The 18,199-nt window shown below is 64.1% G+C and carries 9 protein-coding genes, 1 pseudogene and 1 riboswitch; of the genes and pseudogenes, 3 read left to right on the forward strand and 7 right to left on the reverse strand.

What is annotated here, in order from left to right; genetic code table 11:
• Positions 1-482: 482 nt before the first annotated feature.
• From FFY45_RS01655 to ilvC, 5 genes are all read right to left on the reverse strand, one after another.
• The gene (locus FFY45_RS01655) at positions 483-2,045 is read right to left on the reverse strand and encodes a 2-isopropylmalate synthase (protein WP_176339113.1); all 1,563 of its coding nucleotides are present in this window, start codon (positions 2,043-2,045) and stop codon (positions 483-485) included.
• Complete coding sequence (locus FFY45_RS01660) at positions 2,042-3,112, reverse strand: threonine dehydratase (RefSeq protein WP_228996136.1); 1,071 nt, start codon at positions 3,110-3,112, stop codon at positions 2,042-2,044. The genes FFY45_RS01655 and FFY45_RS01660 overlap by 4 nt, the downstream gene beginning before the upstream one ends.
• Before the next feature lie 138 nt (positions 3,113-3,250).
• A complete protein-coding gene (locus tag FFY45_RS01665; protein WP_115040919.1) occupies positions 3,251-3,508 on the reverse strand; it encodes an ACT domain-containing protein in 258 nt (85 codons plus the stop codon).
• The gene (ilvG, locus tag FFY45_RS01670; protein ID WP_168958270.1) at positions 3,492-5,213 is read right to left on the reverse strand and encodes an acetolactate synthase 2 catalytic subunit; all 1,722 of its coding nucleotides are present in this window, start codon (positions 5,211-5,213) and stop codon (positions 3,492-3,494) included. Before ilvG ends, FFY45_RS01665 begins: the two co-directional genes overlap by 17 nt.
• Before the next feature lie 42 nt (positions 5,214-5,255).
• A complete protein-coding gene (gene ilvC, locus FFY45_RS01675) occupies positions 5,256-6,257 on the reverse strand; it encodes a ketol-acid reductoisomerase (protein WP_115040918.1) in 1,002 nt (333 codons plus the stop codon).
• Positions 6,258-6,901: 644 nt separating this feature from the next.
• Between ilvC and ggt the strand changes: the two are divergent.
• Positions 6,902-8,610 (forward strand): annotated as a pseudogene (gene ggt / locus FFY45_RS01680) (gamma-glutamyltransferase).
• Between the two features lie 80 nt (positions 8,611-8,690).
• Positions 8,691-10,529, forward strand: a complete 1,839-nt coding sequence (locus tag FFY45_RS01685) for a methyl-accepting chemotaxis protein (RefSeq protein WP_176339115.1) — start codon at positions 8,691-8,693, stop codon at positions 10,527-10,529.
• A gap of 9 nt (positions 10,530-10,538) precedes the next feature.
• Here FFY45_RS01685 and FFY45_RS01690 read toward each other — a convergent pair whose 3' ends face one another.
• Both FFY45_RS01690 and FFY45_RS01695 read right to left on the reverse strand, forming a co-directional pair.
• A complete protein-coding gene (locus FFY45_RS01690; RefSeq protein ID WP_176339116.1) occupies positions 10,539-12,512 on the reverse strand; it encodes a S9 family peptidase in 1,974 nt (657 codons plus the stop codon).
• Positions 12,513-12,817: 305 nt separating this feature from the next.
• Positions 12,818-15,589: a TonB-dependent receptor gene (locus tag FFY45_RS01695; protein WP_176339300.1), complete on the reverse strand. Its 2,772-nt coding sequence runs from the start codon at positions 15,587-15,589 to the stop codon at positions 12,818-12,820.
• A 303-nt stretch (positions 15,590-15,892) separates the two neighbouring features.
• A riboswitch (TPP riboswitch) is annotated at positions 15,893-15,990 on the forward strand.
• A 116-nt stretch (positions 15,991-16,106) separates the two neighbouring features.
• Here FFY45_RS01695 and thiC point away from each other — a divergent pair.
• On the forward strand, positions 16,107-17,984 hold the full coding sequence (gene thiC / locus FFY45_RS01700) for a phosphomethylpyrimidine synthase ThiC (protein WP_176339118.1): 1,878 nt from the start codon (positions 16,107-16,109) through the stop codon (positions 17,982-17,984).
• The last annotated feature ends 215 nt before the right edge of the window (positions 17,985-18,199 follow it).

Here is an 18,199-nt window from a genome sequence, read left to right on the forward strand (position 1 = left end):
GGGGCAAGCAATGCTTTTTGTAGGCGTAATGCCTACGGATTCCGCAGTCGATAGTCGATGCAGCTTTTCGTCTATCGCTTTGTCATGATTCCGCCAGCGAAGGGCGCGCTCCAAAGCATGATCAATCAATCAAGTAACGCTTTCCTTCAGCCACCAACAATATTCGGAGGCGCTTGTGCGCGTACCGGCGTGGGACCTTACGCGGCATGGATGCCGCGTAAGAGCCTACACGGACGTACTTGCGGCGTGTCCCACGCCGGTACGCGCGCAAGCGCCCTCAGTGATCGAGGCGTTTACGCGAAACCGGCAGACGTCGTGCGTGGGATTGGTCGATGCGGCGCCGCGCTCCAACTCTTCGCGGCTGCTGATCGGCAAGCAATGCATTCTTAGAAAACGTTCAAATCACCAACCACCAAAAAGCAAGACGGCCAGCAGATCACTCCGCCGGCCGTCAGATCTACATCGTTTAGCAGATGACAGCGCTACGCCACCGCAGCCGTCTTACCAGCAACCACGCCACGCTGGCGCTGACGCAACAGGCGGTTGGCCACGTCCAACCACGCCAGCGCGCTGGCTTCGATGATGTCCTTGCTGGTGCCGGTGCCTTCGTACTCCACGCCGTCGTGGCGCACGCTCAGGCTGGCTTCGCCGCGTGCGTCCGCTCCGATGCCCACGCTGTGGACTTGATAGCTGTCCAGCTCCAGCTTCACACCGGTGGCCGAGGCCAGCGCACCGAATAGGGCATCGACCGGGCCATTGCCTTGCGCAGTTTCGGCAACACGATTGCCTTCCGGATCGGACAACTCCACCAGCGCGTTCGCGCGGCTGCCGACATCGCTGATGGTCATCGAAGCCAGACGGTAGCCTTCCTGCACGGTGGCATCCTGCATCAATGTTTGCAGATCGGCGTCGGTGACCACGCGCTGCTTCTCGCACAATGCCTTGAACTGCTCGAAGACCAGCTTGACCTCGTCTTCTTCCAGCAAATAGCCCAACGCGCGCAGACGCTGCTCCACAGCCGCACGGCCACTGTGACGGCCCAGCACCATCTGCGAGGACTCCCAGCCCACGTCTTCCGGGCGCATGATTTCGTAAGTGCCGCGATGGCGCAGCATGCCGTGCTGGTGGATGCCCGACTCGTGCGCAAACGCGTTGCCGCCCACCACCGCCTTGTTGCGCTGCACCGGCATGCCGACCAGGCGCTGCAGCAACTGCGAAGTGGACACGATGCGCGGCGTGTTGATCTCGGTATCGATGTTGTAGAACGCACCGCGCACCTTCAGTGCCATGGTGATTTCTTCCAGCGCGCAGTTGCCCGCACGTTCGCCGATGCCGTTGATGGTGCATTCGACCTGACGCGCGCCGCCTTCGATCGCCGCCAGCGAATTTGCCACTGCCAGACCCAGATCGTTATGGCAGTGCGCGCTGAAGATGACGGTGTCGGCCCCTTCCACGCTGGCGATCAGGCGCGCGAACATGCCGCGGATTTCTTCCGGCGTGGTGAAGCCCACCGTGTCCGGCAGATTGATCGTGGTGGCACCGGCGGCGATCGCCACGCGGGTGACCTCGGCCAGGAAATCCTCTTCGGTACGGGTGGCATCTTCGGCGGAGAACTCGACATCGTCGATGTAGCCACGCGCCAGCGTCACATGCCTGTGCACCGATTCCAGCACCTGCTCGCGGCTCATGCGCAGCTTGTGCTCGCGGTGCAATGGGCTGGTGGACAGGAACACATGCAGGCGCGGATTGGCGGCTGCTTCCAGTGCACGTGCGGAGGTTTCGATATCGGCCTGCAGGCAGCGCGACAGCACCGCCAGCGTGGGGCGACGCAACTCGCGGCCGATCATCGCGACGGCTTCGCGGTCGGAATGCGAGCTGGCCGGGAAGCCGGTTTCGATGATGTCCACGCCGAGCTCGTCCAGCGCGCGCGCCATCACCAGCTTTTGCTGGGGCGTCATGCTGCAGCCGGGGGATTGCTCGCCGTCGCGCAGGGTGGTGTCGAAAATTCGGATACGCGGGGTCTGGTTGGATACGGTCGTGTTCACCAGGAAGACTCCTCTACGGCGATGGCGGTGACAGGCGTTGGAGCGACTGCGGATGGGCGGGAAAGAACGGGTGTTTCGGGAAGTGACTTGGCGCTGCGTTCGTTGCGCAGTCGCTCGGTATTGCGACGGCGCGGCTTGCGTGGCGGACGCGGCCGCACCTCGGACAAGAGGGTGGCCAGCACAGTTGCGTCGATATTACCGCCAGAGACCACTGCACATTTGCGTTTGCCTGAAACGCGACGACCGGCGGCCAAGGCGAGTGCCCCGGCGCCCTCGGCGATGACGTGTTCTTCCAGCGCCAGACGCACCAGGGTTTCGCGTAATTCGGCCTCGCGCACGATCACCACATCGTCGAGCAGACTCGCGCATAAACGGCGGGTCAGGAAGCCGGGAATCTTGACCTTCACGCCGTCGGCCAGCGTGGGCACCGGGGTGATTTCGCGGAAGTCGCCGCGTACGGCGCGGGCCATCGAATCCACGCCTTCCACCTGCGCGCCGACGATGCGCACGCCTTGCGATTTCAGTGCCAGCGCCACCCCGGAGGCCAGCCCGCCGCCGCCGATCGGCACGATCACCACATCCGGCGCATGCGCGGCCAGTTCGATGCCGACCGTGCCTTGCCCGGCGATCACATCCGGGTCGTCGAAGGCCGAGAGAAAGCGGTAGCCGTTCTGATCGGCCAGCTCGCGCGCAAACGCAAACGCCTCGTCATAGCTATTGCCGTGTTGCCGCACAGTGGCGCCCCAGTGCGCGACACCGGCAATCTTGGTCTGCGGCGCGCCGTATGGCATCACCGTGATGGCCTGCACGCCCAGCCGATACGCCGACCACGCCACGCCTTGCGCATGGTTACCGGCCGAGGCGCAGATCACCGGACGCTCGTCGCCGCGTTCCAGCCCGGCCAGCAACGCGTTCAATGCACCGCGCACCTTGTAGGAGCCGGTGCGTTGCAGGTTTTCCAGCTTCAGCCACACACCGAAACGCTCGGCGTAATGCAGCGGCGTGGGCGACAGGTATTTGCGCAGGCGTGCCTGCGCAGCCAGCACGTCGGCCACGCTGATGGCCACGTCGCTTACGTCTGGCTCCTGCGAAGAAGGGCGGCCGGAATCAGGCATTGCGGCACGCGCGCGGCCAATCCGGAAGAAGACACCTCCGGACAGCGATCTGATGGTCACGCGAGGTCTGCGTGCTCGAGGTCTGCATGGTCATGCCGCAGCCTCGACCGATTCCAGCGCGGTGATCACCACCGACTCGCAGTCGTACACCTTTTCCAACTGCAGGCGCAGCGTTTCCGGTGGGCGCGTGCTGTCCACGTCCAACTGCAGATGCCAGCGGCCGGCATCGTCGGGCGCGGCGGCGCCCTGGATGGCGTACGGGCGGAAGCCGCGTCGCTCGGTCATGCCGAGCACGCGCACCAGCGCGCCTTCGGCCGGCTTCAGCACCAGATCAAGCCGGTAACGCATGTGGCGTCTCCTTGACCGCATGTGCGGGATTGCTGTCCAGCATGGTGCTGTTGGCATTGTTGGGCGGCACCAGCGGCCACACATTGGCACGCGCGTCGATGCTCACATGCAACAGGCCGGGGCCGGGCTGCGCCAGCAGCTCGGCCAGTGCGCCATCCACATCGCCGCGCGCGATGATGCGCTTGGCCGGGATGCCGAACACCTGCGCCAACGCCGCAAAATCCGGGTTGTCGGACAGGTCGATTTCGCTGTAGCGCTCGGCAAAGAACAACTCCTGCCACTGCCGCACCATGCCCAGCGAGCTGTTGTCCAGCAGCACGATCTTCACCGGCAGCTTGCAGCGCGCGATCGTCACCAGCTCCTGCACGTTCATCATGAAACTGCCGTCGCCGGAAACCAGCACCACGGTGCGGTCCGGGCAGGCGAACTGCGCGCCCATCGCCGCCGGCAGGCCGAAGCCCATGGTGCCGAGCGCGCCGCTGGTGAGGTGATTGCGCGGGTCGTTGAAGCGGCAATGCTGGGCCACCCACATCTGATGCTGGCCCACATCGCAGGCGATGATGGTGTCGGCCGGGGCCACTTCGCTCAGACGCTTCAGCAACGCCGGTGCGTAGATGTCGGTGCCGGGCGCGTCGTAGCGCGCACCGAATTTTTCGCGGTTGGCAAAGCAGCGGGTGCGCCAGGCCTGGCAGTTGCCGCGTGCCGCACTCAAGGCTTTCAGACTCAGTGCCACATCGCCGGGCACTGCGATGTCGGCAGTGCGCAGCTTGGAAATTTCATAGGCGTCGGCATCCAGATGGATGACGCGCGCAAACGGAGCGAACTCGCTCAATTTGCCGGTGGCGCGGTCGTCGAAACGTGCGCCAACGACAACCAACAGATCGCATTCCTGGATCGCCATATTGGCCGCACGGGTGCCGTGCATGCCCAGCATGCCCAGATAATCCGGATGCGCATGCGGCAACGCGCCCAGACCGCGCAAGGTCAGTGCGGTCGGGATGCCGGTGGCTTCGACAAACCGCCGGAACGCGTCCACCGCGCCTGCCAATGCAATCCCGCCACCGCCGTACACCACCGGGCGTTCGGCGCTGGCGATGGCCGCCAGCGCTTCGGCCAATTTCGCATCCGCCGGTGCCGGCGGCGGCAACACCGCTGCCGGCACGTGATCAGGCAGATGCGACGCATCGGCAATCTGCACGTCCTTGGGCAGGTCGATCAGGACCGGCCCGGGGCGTCCCTCGCGCGCGATGCGAAACGCTTCGCGCACGATCTGCGGAAGTTCCTCCACCCGCCGTACCAGAAAGCTGTGCTTGACGATCGGCATGGTCATGCCGAACACGTCCAGTTCCTGGAATGCATCGGTGCCCAGCAGGGGCGTGGCGACCTGGCCGGTCAGGCACACCATCGGCACCGAATCGAGCATCGCATCGGCGATGCCGGTGACCAGATTGGAGGCGCCCGGGCCGGAGGTGGCCACGCACACGCCGACCCGGCCGCTGGCACGGGCGTACCCGTTGGCGGCCAGGGCGGCGCCCTGTTCGTGACGGACCAGGATGTGCTTGAGCCTGGAATCCACCAGGGCGTCGTAGAACGGCATGATGGTGCCGCCCGGATAACCGAACAGCGTTTCCACGCCCTCGGCTTCCAGGGCCTGCGTCAGCCAGCGCGCGCCATTGCGGGGCGTGCTGTGTGCGGAGGTGTTCATGCGTTGCGGACCTTCGGTGTTAGCGGTGGGGGTGCGGCGGCATTACGCCGCTTGTTGATTCGCAGGTGCGGCAGCGGCTTGCTGTTCGCCGTTGAGCCACACCATCTTGGCGCGCAGCTTCTTGCCCACTTCCTCGATCGGATGCTCCAGATCGGCCTGCTTGAATTTGGTGTAGTTCGGCAGGCCGGCTTCGTATTCGGCCACCCAGTTCTTGGTGAAGGTGCCGTTCTGGATATCGGTCAGCACGTCCTTCATGCGCGCCTTGGTGCTGGCGTCGATCACGCGCGGGCCGCTGACATAGTCGCCGTATTGCGCGGTTTCGGACACGAATTCCAGCATGCGGGTGATGCCGCCTTCGTAAAACAGGTCCACGATCAACTTCAGTTCGTGCAGCACTTCGTAGTACGCGATCTCCGGCTGGTAGCCGGCTTCCACCAACACTTCGAAACCGGCCTGCACCAGCGACGAGGCGCCGCCGCACAGCACTGCCTGCTCGCCGAACAGATCGGTCTCGGTCTCTTCCTTGAAGGTGGTTTTGATGATGTTGGCGCGCGCGCCGCCCAGGCCGCCGGCATAGGTCAACGCGAACTGCTCGGCCTTGCCGCTGGTGTCCTGATACACCGCATAGATGCACGGCACGCCGCGGCCGATTTCATATTCGCGACGCACCAGCGCGCCGGGGCCCTTGGGCGCGACCAGCACCACGTCCAGATCGGCGCGCGGCTTGATCATGTCGAAATGCACGTTCAGTCCATGCGCGAACAGCAGGCAGGCGCCTTGCTTCATGTTCGGTGCGATGACCTCTTCGTAGAGCTTCTTCTGCACCATGTCCGGGGTCAGGATCGCAACCAGATCGGCGCTTTTCACCGCCTCGGCCGGCGCCACGACGGTGAAGCCGTCGGCCTGGGCCTTAGATTCGGTCGGGCCACCGGCACGCAGGCCGACAGTGACGTCGAAGCCGGAATCGCGCAGGTTCAGCGCATGCGCGCGGCCCTGGCTGCCGTAGCCGATGATCGCGATTTTCGGTTGGATGTCGTTGCTCATGGAGTTAAGTCCTTGCGGGGTTGGCAGTGAAAAAAGAATCAGCCGGCAGTGGAGACACTGGCCGGCCGAACAAAGCGGGGATGGACGATGGCACTGGCCATGCAGGCACATGCACCGGCGCAATTGCCGGCGCGGGTGGTGCAGATGGCGGCGATGTCAGTGATGTCGTTCATGTCATTCGAAACTTTTGGTGGTCCCTGAAACGCGAAACCCCGCGCCGTTGCCGGTGCGGGGTCTGATCGAAGCCTTGTGTGTCTGTTGCCTACACGAAGTCTCGTCCCGCAGCGGTTGGCGAGGTAATAAGTACGAGCACGAGAAGCGACGCTGCCAACGCGCCGGAGGGCGCGGACACTGGGGCGTTCGAGGTGGTGTGGCGGTGCGGCATGGACTGAGATAACCATCGCCACCGGTGGGGTGTCAACCCTTGCGCGTGAAACGGCCGCGTCCATGTGCAAGTTGCCGTGGGAAACCCCATGGCAGCAGCATGGTTACCGCTGAAACCTGATCGATGCAGGGCAGTGAGGATCGATGCGGGTCACTAAATGCGCGGCATTCGCGCTGCCGCGCGATGGTGATCGACGAGGCGGCATGCGCCGCTGGTATGGTTGGCGACTCATTCTGCCGTGTCATGGAGGCCGCCTGTCATGCGTCGCGTACCTGTTCTATTGGTGTCTGCTCTGGTGCTGCTCGCGCCGCCTCTCATCGCCGCGGACCGCATCACCGGGCAGCCGTTTGCGACCCGTTCGGAAGTCATCGCCCCGCATGCGATGGCGGCCACCTCGCAACCGCTGGCTACCCAGATCGCGCTGGATGTGATGAAGAACGGCGGCTCGGCGGTGGATGCGGCGATTGCCGCCAACGCCGCGCTGGGCCTGATGGAGCCGACCGGCAACGGGGTGGGCGGGGATCTGTTCGCCATCGTCTGGGACCCCAAGACCAGCAAGCTGTATGGCTACAACGGCTCGGGCCGCTCGCCCAAATCGCTGACCCTGGCCGAGTTGCAGCGTCGCGGGCTGAAGGACATCCCGCCGACCGGCCCGTTGCCGGTCTCGGTGCCGGGCGCGGTGGATGGCTGGTTCGCGCTGCACGAGCGCTTTGGGCGCAAGCCGATGGCGCAGAACCTGGCCCCGGCGATCCGCTATGCCCGCGAGGGCCATCCGGTGGCCGAGACCATCGCCTATTACTGGGACCGCTCGGTGCCGCGGCTGTCGCAATACCCCGGCTTCAAGGAGCAGTTCACCATCGACGGCCACGCCCCGCGCAAGGGCGAGCTGTGGAAGAACCCGAACCTCGCGAACACGCTGCAGCAGATCGCCGACGGCGGCCGCGATGCGTTCTACAAGGGCGACATCGCGCGCACCATCGGCGCCTATTTCAAGGCCAATGGCGGCTATCTGAGTTACGAGGATCTGGCCAGCCACACCGGCGAGTGGGTGGAGCCGGTGTCCACCAACTATCGCGGCTACGATGTGTGGGAGTTGCCGCCCAACAGCCAGGGCATCGCCGCGTTGCAGATGCTCAACATCCTGGAAGGCTACGATTTTTCCAAGATTCCCTTCGGTTCGGCCGAGCATGTGCACCTGTTCACCGAGGCCAAGAAGCTGGCGTTCGCTGATCGCGCGCGTTTCTATGCCGACCCGGCGTTCCAGCCGGCGCCGCTGGCCAGGCTGGTCTCCAAGGACTACGCCGCCCAGCGCCGCGCGCTGATTTCCATGGACAAGGCGCTTAAGGAAGTGCAGCCGGGCACGCCTAAACAACTGGAAGAGGGCGACACCATCTACATGACCGTGGCCGATGCCGACGGCATGATGGTGTCGCTGATCCAGTCCAACTACCGCGGCATGGGCAGCGGCATGGCCCCGCCTGGGCTGGGCTTCATCCTGCAGGACCGCGGCGAGATGTTCGTGCTGAAGAAGGACCACCCGAACGGCTACGCGCCGGGCAAGCGCCCTTTCCAGACCATCATCCCCGCCTTCGTCACCAAGGACGGCAAGCCATGGCTGAGCTTCGGCGTGATGGGCGGGGCGATGCAGCCGCAGGGGCACGTGCAGATCGTGATGAACCTGGTGGACTTCCATATGAATCTGCAGGAAGCCGGCGATGCGCCGCGCATCCAGCATGAAGGTTCCACCGAGCCGACCGGCCAGGCCACCGCGATGAGCGACGGCGGCGAGGTCAATCTGGAAACCGGCTTCTCCTACGACACCATTCGCGGGTTGATGCGCAAAGGCCCCGGGTGATCTTTGCCGACGGGCCGTACGGCGGCTATCAGGCGATTGCGCGCGACCCGGCCAACGGGGTGTATTACGGCGCCTCGGAAAGCCGCAAGGACGGGCAGGCTGCCGGTTACTGAGCAAGCGCTTGCTGGTGCGCCGCGCCGCTCAACTCCAGCCGCAGCGGGCCGCTAATGATCGTGATGGATTAGGAATTCCCATGAGCTCGATGCAACCGCCTGACCTGCCGTCGCAAACCCGCGCGGCGCTGCTCCCCGATGCGCCGGTCGCCTTGCTGCGGCTATCGGCCGAGGCGTGCGTGGTGGCCTGCAACCGCGCCGGCCTGGACGTCCTGGGCAAGACCGCCAGCGAGCTGCAAGGCGTGCCGGCGTCGGTATTGTGGGGCTTGAGTGCAGCCGATCTGGTCGGCGAAGAGGGTGTGTGGGCCGCCCCAGGGGACGATCCGGCCCGGCGCGTGCGCTATGTGCGCGACCGCGAGCATGGCGGCTGGATGCTGTCGCTGCCGCATGTGGAAACCGCGATCTTGCTGCGCGAAGCCACCCGCCTGGCCGAAGACAGCCGGCCGGTGCCGATCTCGCCACTGCTGCAGCCGTTGGTGGCACGCCTGCAGGCCGAACACGAAGACCGCACCGTGCTGGAGCGCACCGCACAGGCGCTGGCTGGCTGCGAGCTGGAACTGTTGTTGCCGCCCGGTTTGGCAGAGACCGACATGGGTCGCCGGCTGCAGGCGGGCTTCGGCAATCTGGCCGAGGCGATCCGTCAGGCAGTGGCGTTGTCGGTGCAGATCGCTGCCGAAGTGCCGCCGCTGGTGGCCGAGAACGACGAGATGGTGCGCCAGTCGCAGGCACAGACCGAAGCATTGGACGGCGCCCGCACCGCAGTGGAACGGCTGTCGGCTAGCCTGCAGGACGTCAACGCCGATCTGGCACAGGTCATCGCGCTGGCCGCCAGCGCCGACGAAAGCGCACGTCAGGGCGTGGCCGCCGCACATGCGCTGGGCCAGGCCATGCACGAAGTGGAGCGCCGCGCCGCGCGTGCCGGCGAGGTCATCGAAGTCATCGACTCGGTGGCATTCCAGACCAATATCCTGTCGATCAACGCCAGCATCGAAGCGGCGCATGCCGGCGATGCCGGACGCGGGTTTGCGGTGGTCGCCACCGAGATCCGCCGCCTGGCCGAACGCGCCGCCGCTGCAGCGCGCGATGTGCGCGCGATCCTGGCCGAAACCAGCGCCGCAGTGGGCGAGGGTGCCGCCTCCGCACGCGGCACCGAAGCGGTGCTCGATGGCATCACCCGCGTGCTCGGCCAGGCCAGCAGCGCGATGACCACGGTGGCCGGGCGCATCCAGGCGCAGGACAGCGAGATTCGCGGGATCGAAAGCGCCGTGGATGGCGTTGTCGCGTTGGGTCGCAGCAACTTGCAGCACGCCGCACATGTGGCCGAACGCAGCGAAGCGTTGGAGCGCGGTACCGAAACCCTGCGCGATTGCGTGGGCCTGTTCCGCTTGCCGGCCGACCCGCTGAAGGTGCCCAGGCACGCCCGCGTCAAGGAACTCGCCGTGGCAACGGCTGGCCGCATCGGTACCGCATTGGCGCAGGCCATCGCACGCGGCCAGATCGATGAAGCGTCGCTATTCGCACGCACCTACACCCCGATTGCCGGCGTGGAGCCGCCCAAGTTCAGTACCGATTTCGACGCGCTGTGCGACGAGGTATTGCCGGCCTTGCAGGAGCCGCTGCTGGATGCGCATCCGTGGATCGTGTTCGCCATCTGCGCCAATCCCGACGGTTACGTGCCCACGCACAATCTGCGCTTCACCCAGCCGCTGACCGGCGATCCCAAGTGCGATCTGGTCGGCAACCGCACCAAACGCAAATTCACCGACCGCGTCGGCCGCAGCGTCGGCGCGCACACCGACCCATATCGCCTGCAGGTGTATCGCCGCGACACCGGCCAGATCATGTTCGACCTGTCGGCACCGATCTTCGTCGGCCGCAAGCACTGGGGCGGTCTGCGGGTGGGCTACACGCTGGAATAGCTCGCCTCGCTACTGGGGCGCGGCCGAAACAGCGGAAGCCGCTGCCGCGTCACCCAATTGCTCGCCGAGAAAGCGTTCGAGAGTGCGATAGAACGTCACCTGGTTGGCGTCTTTGTAGAAACCGTGTCCTTCCTTGGGAACAGCCATCCATTGCGGAGCGTTGCCGCTGCGGGTCAGCGCCGCGCGCAAGCTCTTGGCCTGGGCGAATGGTGCGCGCTCGTCTTCTTCGCCGTGCACCAGCAGCACCGGCACCTTGATGCGATCGGCCAGCATCACCGGCGAGTGCGCGGCCAGCTCGGAAACGTCGCGGCCGATGGCGCGTTCCAGATAATGCATGCCGTAGTCGCTGCGATTGATGTCGCCCTTGCTGTACATCATCTGCAGATCGTAGATGCCGGCAACACCGACAGCGCAGCGGAACAACGCCGGTGCCTTGACCTGCACCATCATTGCCGCATACGCACCGAAGCTGGCGCCATAGCTGCAGATGCGCGACTGATCGGCGAGCCCCTGGGCAACCGCCCAGCGCACGCCGTCGATCAGGTCGTCCTGGATACGTTCGCCCCACTGGCGATAACCAGCACGCTCGAACCGATTGCCGCGGCCAAGGCCGCCGCGGTAATTGACCTGCAGCACCAGATATCCGCGGCTGGCCAGGAACTGGGCGTCGGTATCGAAGGCCCAGCCATCTCCCTCGGCATGCGGGCCGCCGTGCGGCAGCAGGATCATCGGCAATGGCACACCCTTGGCGGCAGCGCCGGGCACGGTGAGTACGCCGTCCAGGGTCAGGCCGTCGCTGGCCTGAAACGTCACCATGCGACGCTCGCTCATCTGCGCCGGCTGCAATGCGTTGCGTGCCCTGATGACGAGTTTGAGCGTGTTGCTCGGCCGGTCGAACACGTACCACGCTCCTGCATCGCGATCGCTGTAGGCCTTGAGCAACAGGCCATTGCCGTCCTCGGTGAAGTTGATGAAATCCACGTACTGACCGGACAAGGTCTGGCTCAGGCTACGGTGCAGCTGTGCTTCGGCAGCGTCCTGCTCGACATACCGCAGCGTTGGACGCCCCGGTCCCAGCCGTGCGGCAAACGGCGTTTGCGGCGCCGAGCCCCATTGCAGGTCGTCCACGTCGTAGAACGGGTCCGAGGCGAGCACGCTGCGTTGCTGGCCATCGGGGTCGCTGGCGACCAGAGCCGTAGGGCCACCAGCCTCGTTGTACCAGCCATAGACGCGCCCCGGCTGTCGCGCAAAGGCGATCGGGCGCCAGCTCGCCTGCACCTGGGGCATCGGCGACCAGCCATTGCCCGCACGCCGGAACAACAGCGAGTTGTCGTTGTCGTCGGTGCCATATGCGTACTGCGGCACGCCATCGTGGTCGAGGACAAACCTCAAATCGGGCACGTCGATGTCGGCCATCAAGCGATGCGTGGTCGTGGTAGCGTCGACGTCGTAGAGCATCGAGTGGCGCGAATCCAGCGACAGACGCCGCATGTAGAAATGGCCGTTGCGACGACTGGGCAGGCCCTCGATGTAGCCGAACCCGCGCTCCAGCCCCGCGTTGCGGGTGCTCTGCAGATAGCCGTAGACATAGCGCTGATTGCTGCCGTCCAGGTCGGTGGCGATGATCTCGCCCATCGGCATGGGCTCTTCCAGCGAGCCGAGTTTGCGCCCCTTGCCGATCACCAGACGACGCTCACTGACCCAGGCGATGCGCACCGGCAGTTCGTAGCGTGGCAGGCGCAGCATCGTGGTGGATTGCATGTCGGCGATGCGGTAAACCACCAACGCGTAATTGCCGTCCCCTAGATCCGCACTGACCGCCAGATGCTTGCCATCGGGCGACATGGAGGGCGAGGAGATCGGGCCCGACTCGACGAAAGCTTCCACTGGCGGCGGGGACGCAGCCAGTGCGCCACCGCCCAGCACTCCCAGCACTCCCAGCAGCATCGCCGCTGCCCAGGCACACCATTGCATCCGTTGCATTTGCGTCGTCCGTTTTATTTCACTGAACGATAACGAAACGGCACTGGCGGTGACAAGTGGGAGACGAAAAAAAGCCGCCGAAGATCGGCGGCAGGGGAGAGAGAGAGAGCAGGTTTCTTGTTTTAGTGACTGCAGGCTAGCGGTGCGATGTGCCGTGGAAATGTCCTCGCATGCCGCCATCGCCGTGCTGCGTGCCAAGCGACCCGCTACGTGTCAGCGCTGGCATAAACACAACGACGCCCGAAGGCGGCCGTTGTGACGACACACATGTCCAGACAGTGGATCAGCCAGTCAAAGGCCGCGAATCAGAAGCGCTGGGTGTACTGCAGGTAGCTGTAGCGCCCCGGAATGGCATAGGCCGAATCGAACGAGTTGGCAGAGGCGCTGAGCGCTACCGGCGGGTCGCGGTCGAAGACGTTATTCAGGCCCACACGCACGGTGGCATTCCACGGCAATTGATAAGACACCTGCATGTCGTTGAAGGCAGTCGCCGCGACGTGGCGATAGTTGCCGTTGTCATCCAGCTCCGAGTCGTCGTCCCTCATGCCGGAGTAGTAACGCACGGCCCAGTTGGCAGCCAGATTGCCGTAGCTCCAGTCCAGGGTGAGCGTGCCGCGCGTGCGCCAGTTCGGGTTGTCGGTGTGGTAGATGCCGTTGTAGCTTTCCCACGCCGAGGTGTCGTCCTGCTTCTGCTCGTTGACGGCCACGTAGGTCGAATCCAGCGTGAGCATGAACTGGCCGATCGCCGTTTCCGGCAACTTGTAGCGCACGGTGAAGTCGTAGCCTTGCATGCGCTGCTCGCCAACGTTCACCGGCTGGATCACCAGGCCGGTGATGGCGCCGGTGGCATCGCGTGTGACCAGATCGCAGAACGCAGATACATTGAACTCATAGCACTGCGACAGGATCTGGTTGGCGCTGAATTCGGTGATGGCATCGGCGATCTTGATCTTCCACCAGTCCAGTGACAGATCCAGGCCTTGTACCGCGGCGGGGCTGTAGACGAAACCGAGTGTGGTGTTCTTGGATTTTTCCGGCTGCAGGTTGGCGTTGCTGGTGTAGGTGAACGGATAGATGGTCTGGCCGGAGTTGCCGTTGGCGCTGTTGTATTCGGCGACGTAGTTCGCTGGTACGCCACTGCTTGCACATGCCGCGGCAATCGCGCTGGTATAGGACGTGCTGTTGGTCGAGCAGGGATCCGAATACGTATCGAAGCTGTCCGACGCGCCCAGATACAGATTTTCGATCGATGGTGCACGGAAGCCGGTGGCGTAGTTGCCGCGAATCAACAGGTCGGCGACAGGTTTCCACTTGAAACCAAATTTGCTGTTGGTGGTGCTGCCGAAGGTGTTGTAGTCGGAGTAACGCACCGCTGCGCTCAACTCCAGCAATTGCGCACCGGCCATATCTTTCAATAGCGGAATCGCCACTTCGGTGTAGTAGTCGTTGAGCGTGTATGCGCCGGAAGTCGGGGTGAACGAGTTGCCCGAGGTATAGCCGGCTGAGATCAACGCATCGGGCGAGGAGAAGCCGCTCTCTTCGCGGTGTTCGACGCCGGCCGCAAAGCGCATCCAACCGGCGGGAAGTTCGAACAAGTCGCCGGTGATGTTGGCGATCACGCTGCTGTTCTTGTACTGATAGGTGTTGTGCGCGGTGAACAGGATGTAGTCCAGCATTTCCTGGGTCACGCCACCGGCCGGCGACAAGGGATTGAACGGCACGCAGCCGGTGATCACCGCGCCGCCACTGTCCAGGCACGACAAGGTGCCGTTGACGATGCCGGATGCACCGAGTGCATTGCCGAGGTTGAGCAGATTGACATCGCCGTATTGCGTTTCGGTCTGGTCGGTCTGGTTGTGCGCAAAGCCGACGTCCCAACTGAACTGCCTGTCCGCGAATTGGAAGTCGCCTTCCAGCCCGGTATAGACGTGCGAGGTCTTGGCGTCCTGCTGGTAGGTGCGCGCGAACTCGGTCAACCGGTGCGACCAACCCACATCGCGGCCATCGCCGCCATAGGCGCTATTGTACGGGTTGTAGTAACTGTCGCCGCTCATCAGGATGCCGGTGTTGACCGAGGCCAGCGGAAAGCCGGCCAACTGTTGCGAGGATTGGCGGCGGTTGTAGAGCCCGTCGAACTTGAAACGCACGTTGTCGGTGAGTGCGTAGTTGCCTTGCACATAGAGCGCATCGCGCTTCTGCGGCGTGACCAGATAATTGTCCTTGGCGTAGTTGTAGCCGTACTCGGAGGTGTTGAAGGCGGTGTATTGATCCAGTCCGTAGCGTGGGTAGTTGCTGTCGCCGCTGGCGGTTGCGCTGCCGGGCAGCACCGTCCACGCACCGCTGTTGCCATCTGCACGTAGACGGCCGCTGGCCGAGTAGGTGCTGTAGGCCGACGAACCGGCGCCGTACACCGGCTCGGCCGAGATCTCGCGGTCGCCTGCCATCACCGCATCTTCGGTGACGCTGGATAAACCGATCACCAGATTGCCGCGCTCGCTGGTGGCGCCCACAGTGGCATCGAACGAGGTGCGCTGCCCGTCGCCCTGACCATACTGGCCGACATAGGCGTTGACTTCGGCACCATCGAAATCGCTGCGCGTGATGATGTTGACCACGCCGGCGATCGCATCGGAGCCATAGATCGACGAGGCACCGTCCTTGAGCACCTCCACGCGTTCGACGATTGCCGAGGGAATGGTGTTGAGATCCACCGAGCCGGACAGTCCCGACACCCAGCGCCGCCCGTTGACCAGCACCAAGGTGCGCGATGCGCCGAGATTGCGCAGGCTCACCGTGGCCGAGCCATCGCCGCCGTTATTGACGGTGGAGTTCATCGTCGCGCCGTTGGAGGGGATGCGCTTGAGCACGTCGGCCACCGAGGTCAGGCCCTGCTTTTCGATGTCCTGGCGCGTGAGCACCAGCACCGGTTGCGAATTTTCCACATCGACCGAGCGGATGCGCGAGCCGGTGACTTCGATCTTGTCCAGGTTGGTCGGACTCTTATCGGTCTCTTCCTGGGCCACAGCACTATTGGTGACGCACAGGCCAATGGCGATCGCGAGCGAGCCCCGACGCAGGGTCGGGTGGAGCATGGGCATATTCATGTGTACGGCGGTTCCCGGTAGAGGAGGAGCGAGGCGATTCCCGTTGAATGACACCGCCGTGTCATGCGATTTCATCTGCATGACACGAAGGCTTAGCGGGAATTTAACGAGCGGGTATCACCACGGTTTTTCGCGAATCGGCGCCTTGTTGCGGCGCAACGCGCGCAATGCGTGGACGCGCCATGCAGTGCCGGCGCATCGATGCGCGTGTGCCGCATTGACCTGCGATGACGTGCGCGGACACATGCCGCGAGCGGGTGCGATGTGGTTTAATCGCCGCCGAAGTGGGGGTACCGCAGCGCGCTGCGGTTGAGATAGTCCCTTCGAACCTGATCCGGTTGATACCGGCGTAGGGAAGCTTCGTTAGATGCGATGGTCCGTGCGTTGCACGGGCACTCTGCCATTGAGCGCCGCCGCTTCGTCCGCACTGCGAATCCTTCGCAGAGCCAGCGCCGTTGGTGCTGGTTTTCCAGCACACAGGACGAACGCCATGAATGCCGCGCCCACCGTTTTGCAGCAACAAGCCCAGTCGCTGTCCGAGGCTGTGACCCAGCCGATTCCCGGGTCCCGCAAGATCTTCGTGCAGGGCTCGCGCGCCGACCTGCAGGTACCGATGCGCGAGATCGCATTGACCCGCACACCGACGCTGTTCGGTGGCGAAGACAACGTGCCGCTCAGTGTCTACGACACCTCCGGTCCGTATACCGACCCGCACGCCGCGATCGATCTTGCCGCCGGTCTGGCGCCGCTACGCGCGCGCTGGATCGCCGAACGCGGCGATACCGTGGCGCTGGATGACCTGAGTTCCAGCTTCGGGCGCGGCCGTGAGCACGATGCGCGCCTGGATGCAGTGCGCTTTCCTGCGCGGCACTTGCCGCGGGTGGCGCGCGAAGGCGCCAACGTCACCCAGATGCATTATGCGCGGCGCGGCATCATCACCCCGGAGATGGAGTTCGTGGCGATTCGAGAAAACCAGCGGCTGGAAGCGGTGACCGACGCGATCCTGCGCAAGCAGCATCCAGGCGAAGCCTTCGGTGCGGCGATCCAGCAACGCATCACACCGGAATTCGTGCGCGACGAAATCGCACGTGGTCGCGCGATCCTGCCCAACAACATCAATCACCCGGAAAGCGAGCCGATGATCATCGGTCGCAATTTCCTGACCAAGATCAACGCCAACATCGGCAACAGCGCGGTGTCTTCGGGTATTGCCGAAGAAGTGGAGAAACTGGTGTGGTCGATCCGCTGGGGCGGCGACACGGTGATGGACCTGTCCACCGGCAAGCACATCCATGAAACGCGCGAGTGGATCATCCGCAACTCGCCGGTGCCGATCGGCACGGTGCCGATCTATCAGGCGCTGGAAAAAGTCGACGGGCGCGCCGAAGAACTCACCTGGGAGATCTTTCGCGACACCTTGATCGAGCAGGCCGAACAAGGCGTGGATTACTTCACCATCCACGCCGGTGTGCTGTTGCGCTACGTGCCGCTGACGGCCAAGCGTGTCACCGGTATCGTCTCGCGCGGCGGGTCGATCCTGGCCAAGTGGTGCCTGGCCCATCACAAGGAAAACTTTCTTTACACCCACTTCGAAGACATCTGCCAGATCATGAAGGCCTACGACGTGGCGTTTTCGCTGGGCGATGGCTTGCGCCCGGGCTGCATTGCCGATGCCAACGATGCGGCGCAGTTCGGCGAGCTGGAAACGCTGGGCGAGCTGACCAAACTGGCGTGGAAGCACGACGTGCAGACCATGATCGAAGGGCCTGGGCATGTGCCGATGCAGCTGATCAAGGAGAACATGGACAAGCAGCTGCGCGAATGCGGCGAAGCGCCGTTCTACACCCTGGGGCCGCTGACCACCGATATCGCGCCCGGCTACGACCACATCACCAGCGCGATCGGCGCGGCGATGATCGGCTGGTTCGGCACCGCGATGCTCTGCTATGTCACGCCCAAAGAGCATCTGGGCCTGCCCAACCGCCAGGACGTGCGCGACGGCATCATGGCCTACAAGATCGCCGCGCATGCGGCCGACCTGGCCAAGGGCCATCCCGGTGCGCAGGTGCGCGACAACGCCTTGAGCAAGGCGCGGTTCGAATTCCGTTGGGACGACCAGTTCCATCTTGGCCTGGATCCCGAAAAGGCCAAGGAGTTTCACGACGAGACCTTGCCCAAGGATGCGCACAAGCTGGCGCATTTCTGTTCGATGTGCGGCCCGCACTTCTGTTCGATGAAGATCACCCAGGACGTGCGCGATTACGCGGCCGAGCATGGCATGGGCGAAGCGCATGCCTTGTCTGCTGGCATGGAAGAGAAGTCGGTGCAGTTTCTCGCGCAGGGCGCGCAGGTGTATCGCGCTTTGTGACACCTCTGTGCAGTGAGTTTCGGCGGCGTAATCTGAAGGCTGCTTAAGAAAAATTCAGCTTCGCATTAGACAGAACCCGTCGCGGTGCGCAAGTGCCGTGGCGCGCCCTGCCTGCAAACGGTTACAGCGCATCAACATTTCAGGGCATTTACCTGAATCGCAGATAAAAAAATCGCGCCAGAGGCGCGAAGGGGAACGTCGTAATTATTTGAATT

Origin of the sequence: Xanthomonas hortorum, assembly GCF_011305375.1 — a bacterium.
GTDB lineage: Bacteria > Pseudomonadota > Gammaproteobacteria > Xanthomonadales > Xanthomonadaceae > Xanthomonas > Xanthomonas hortorum_E.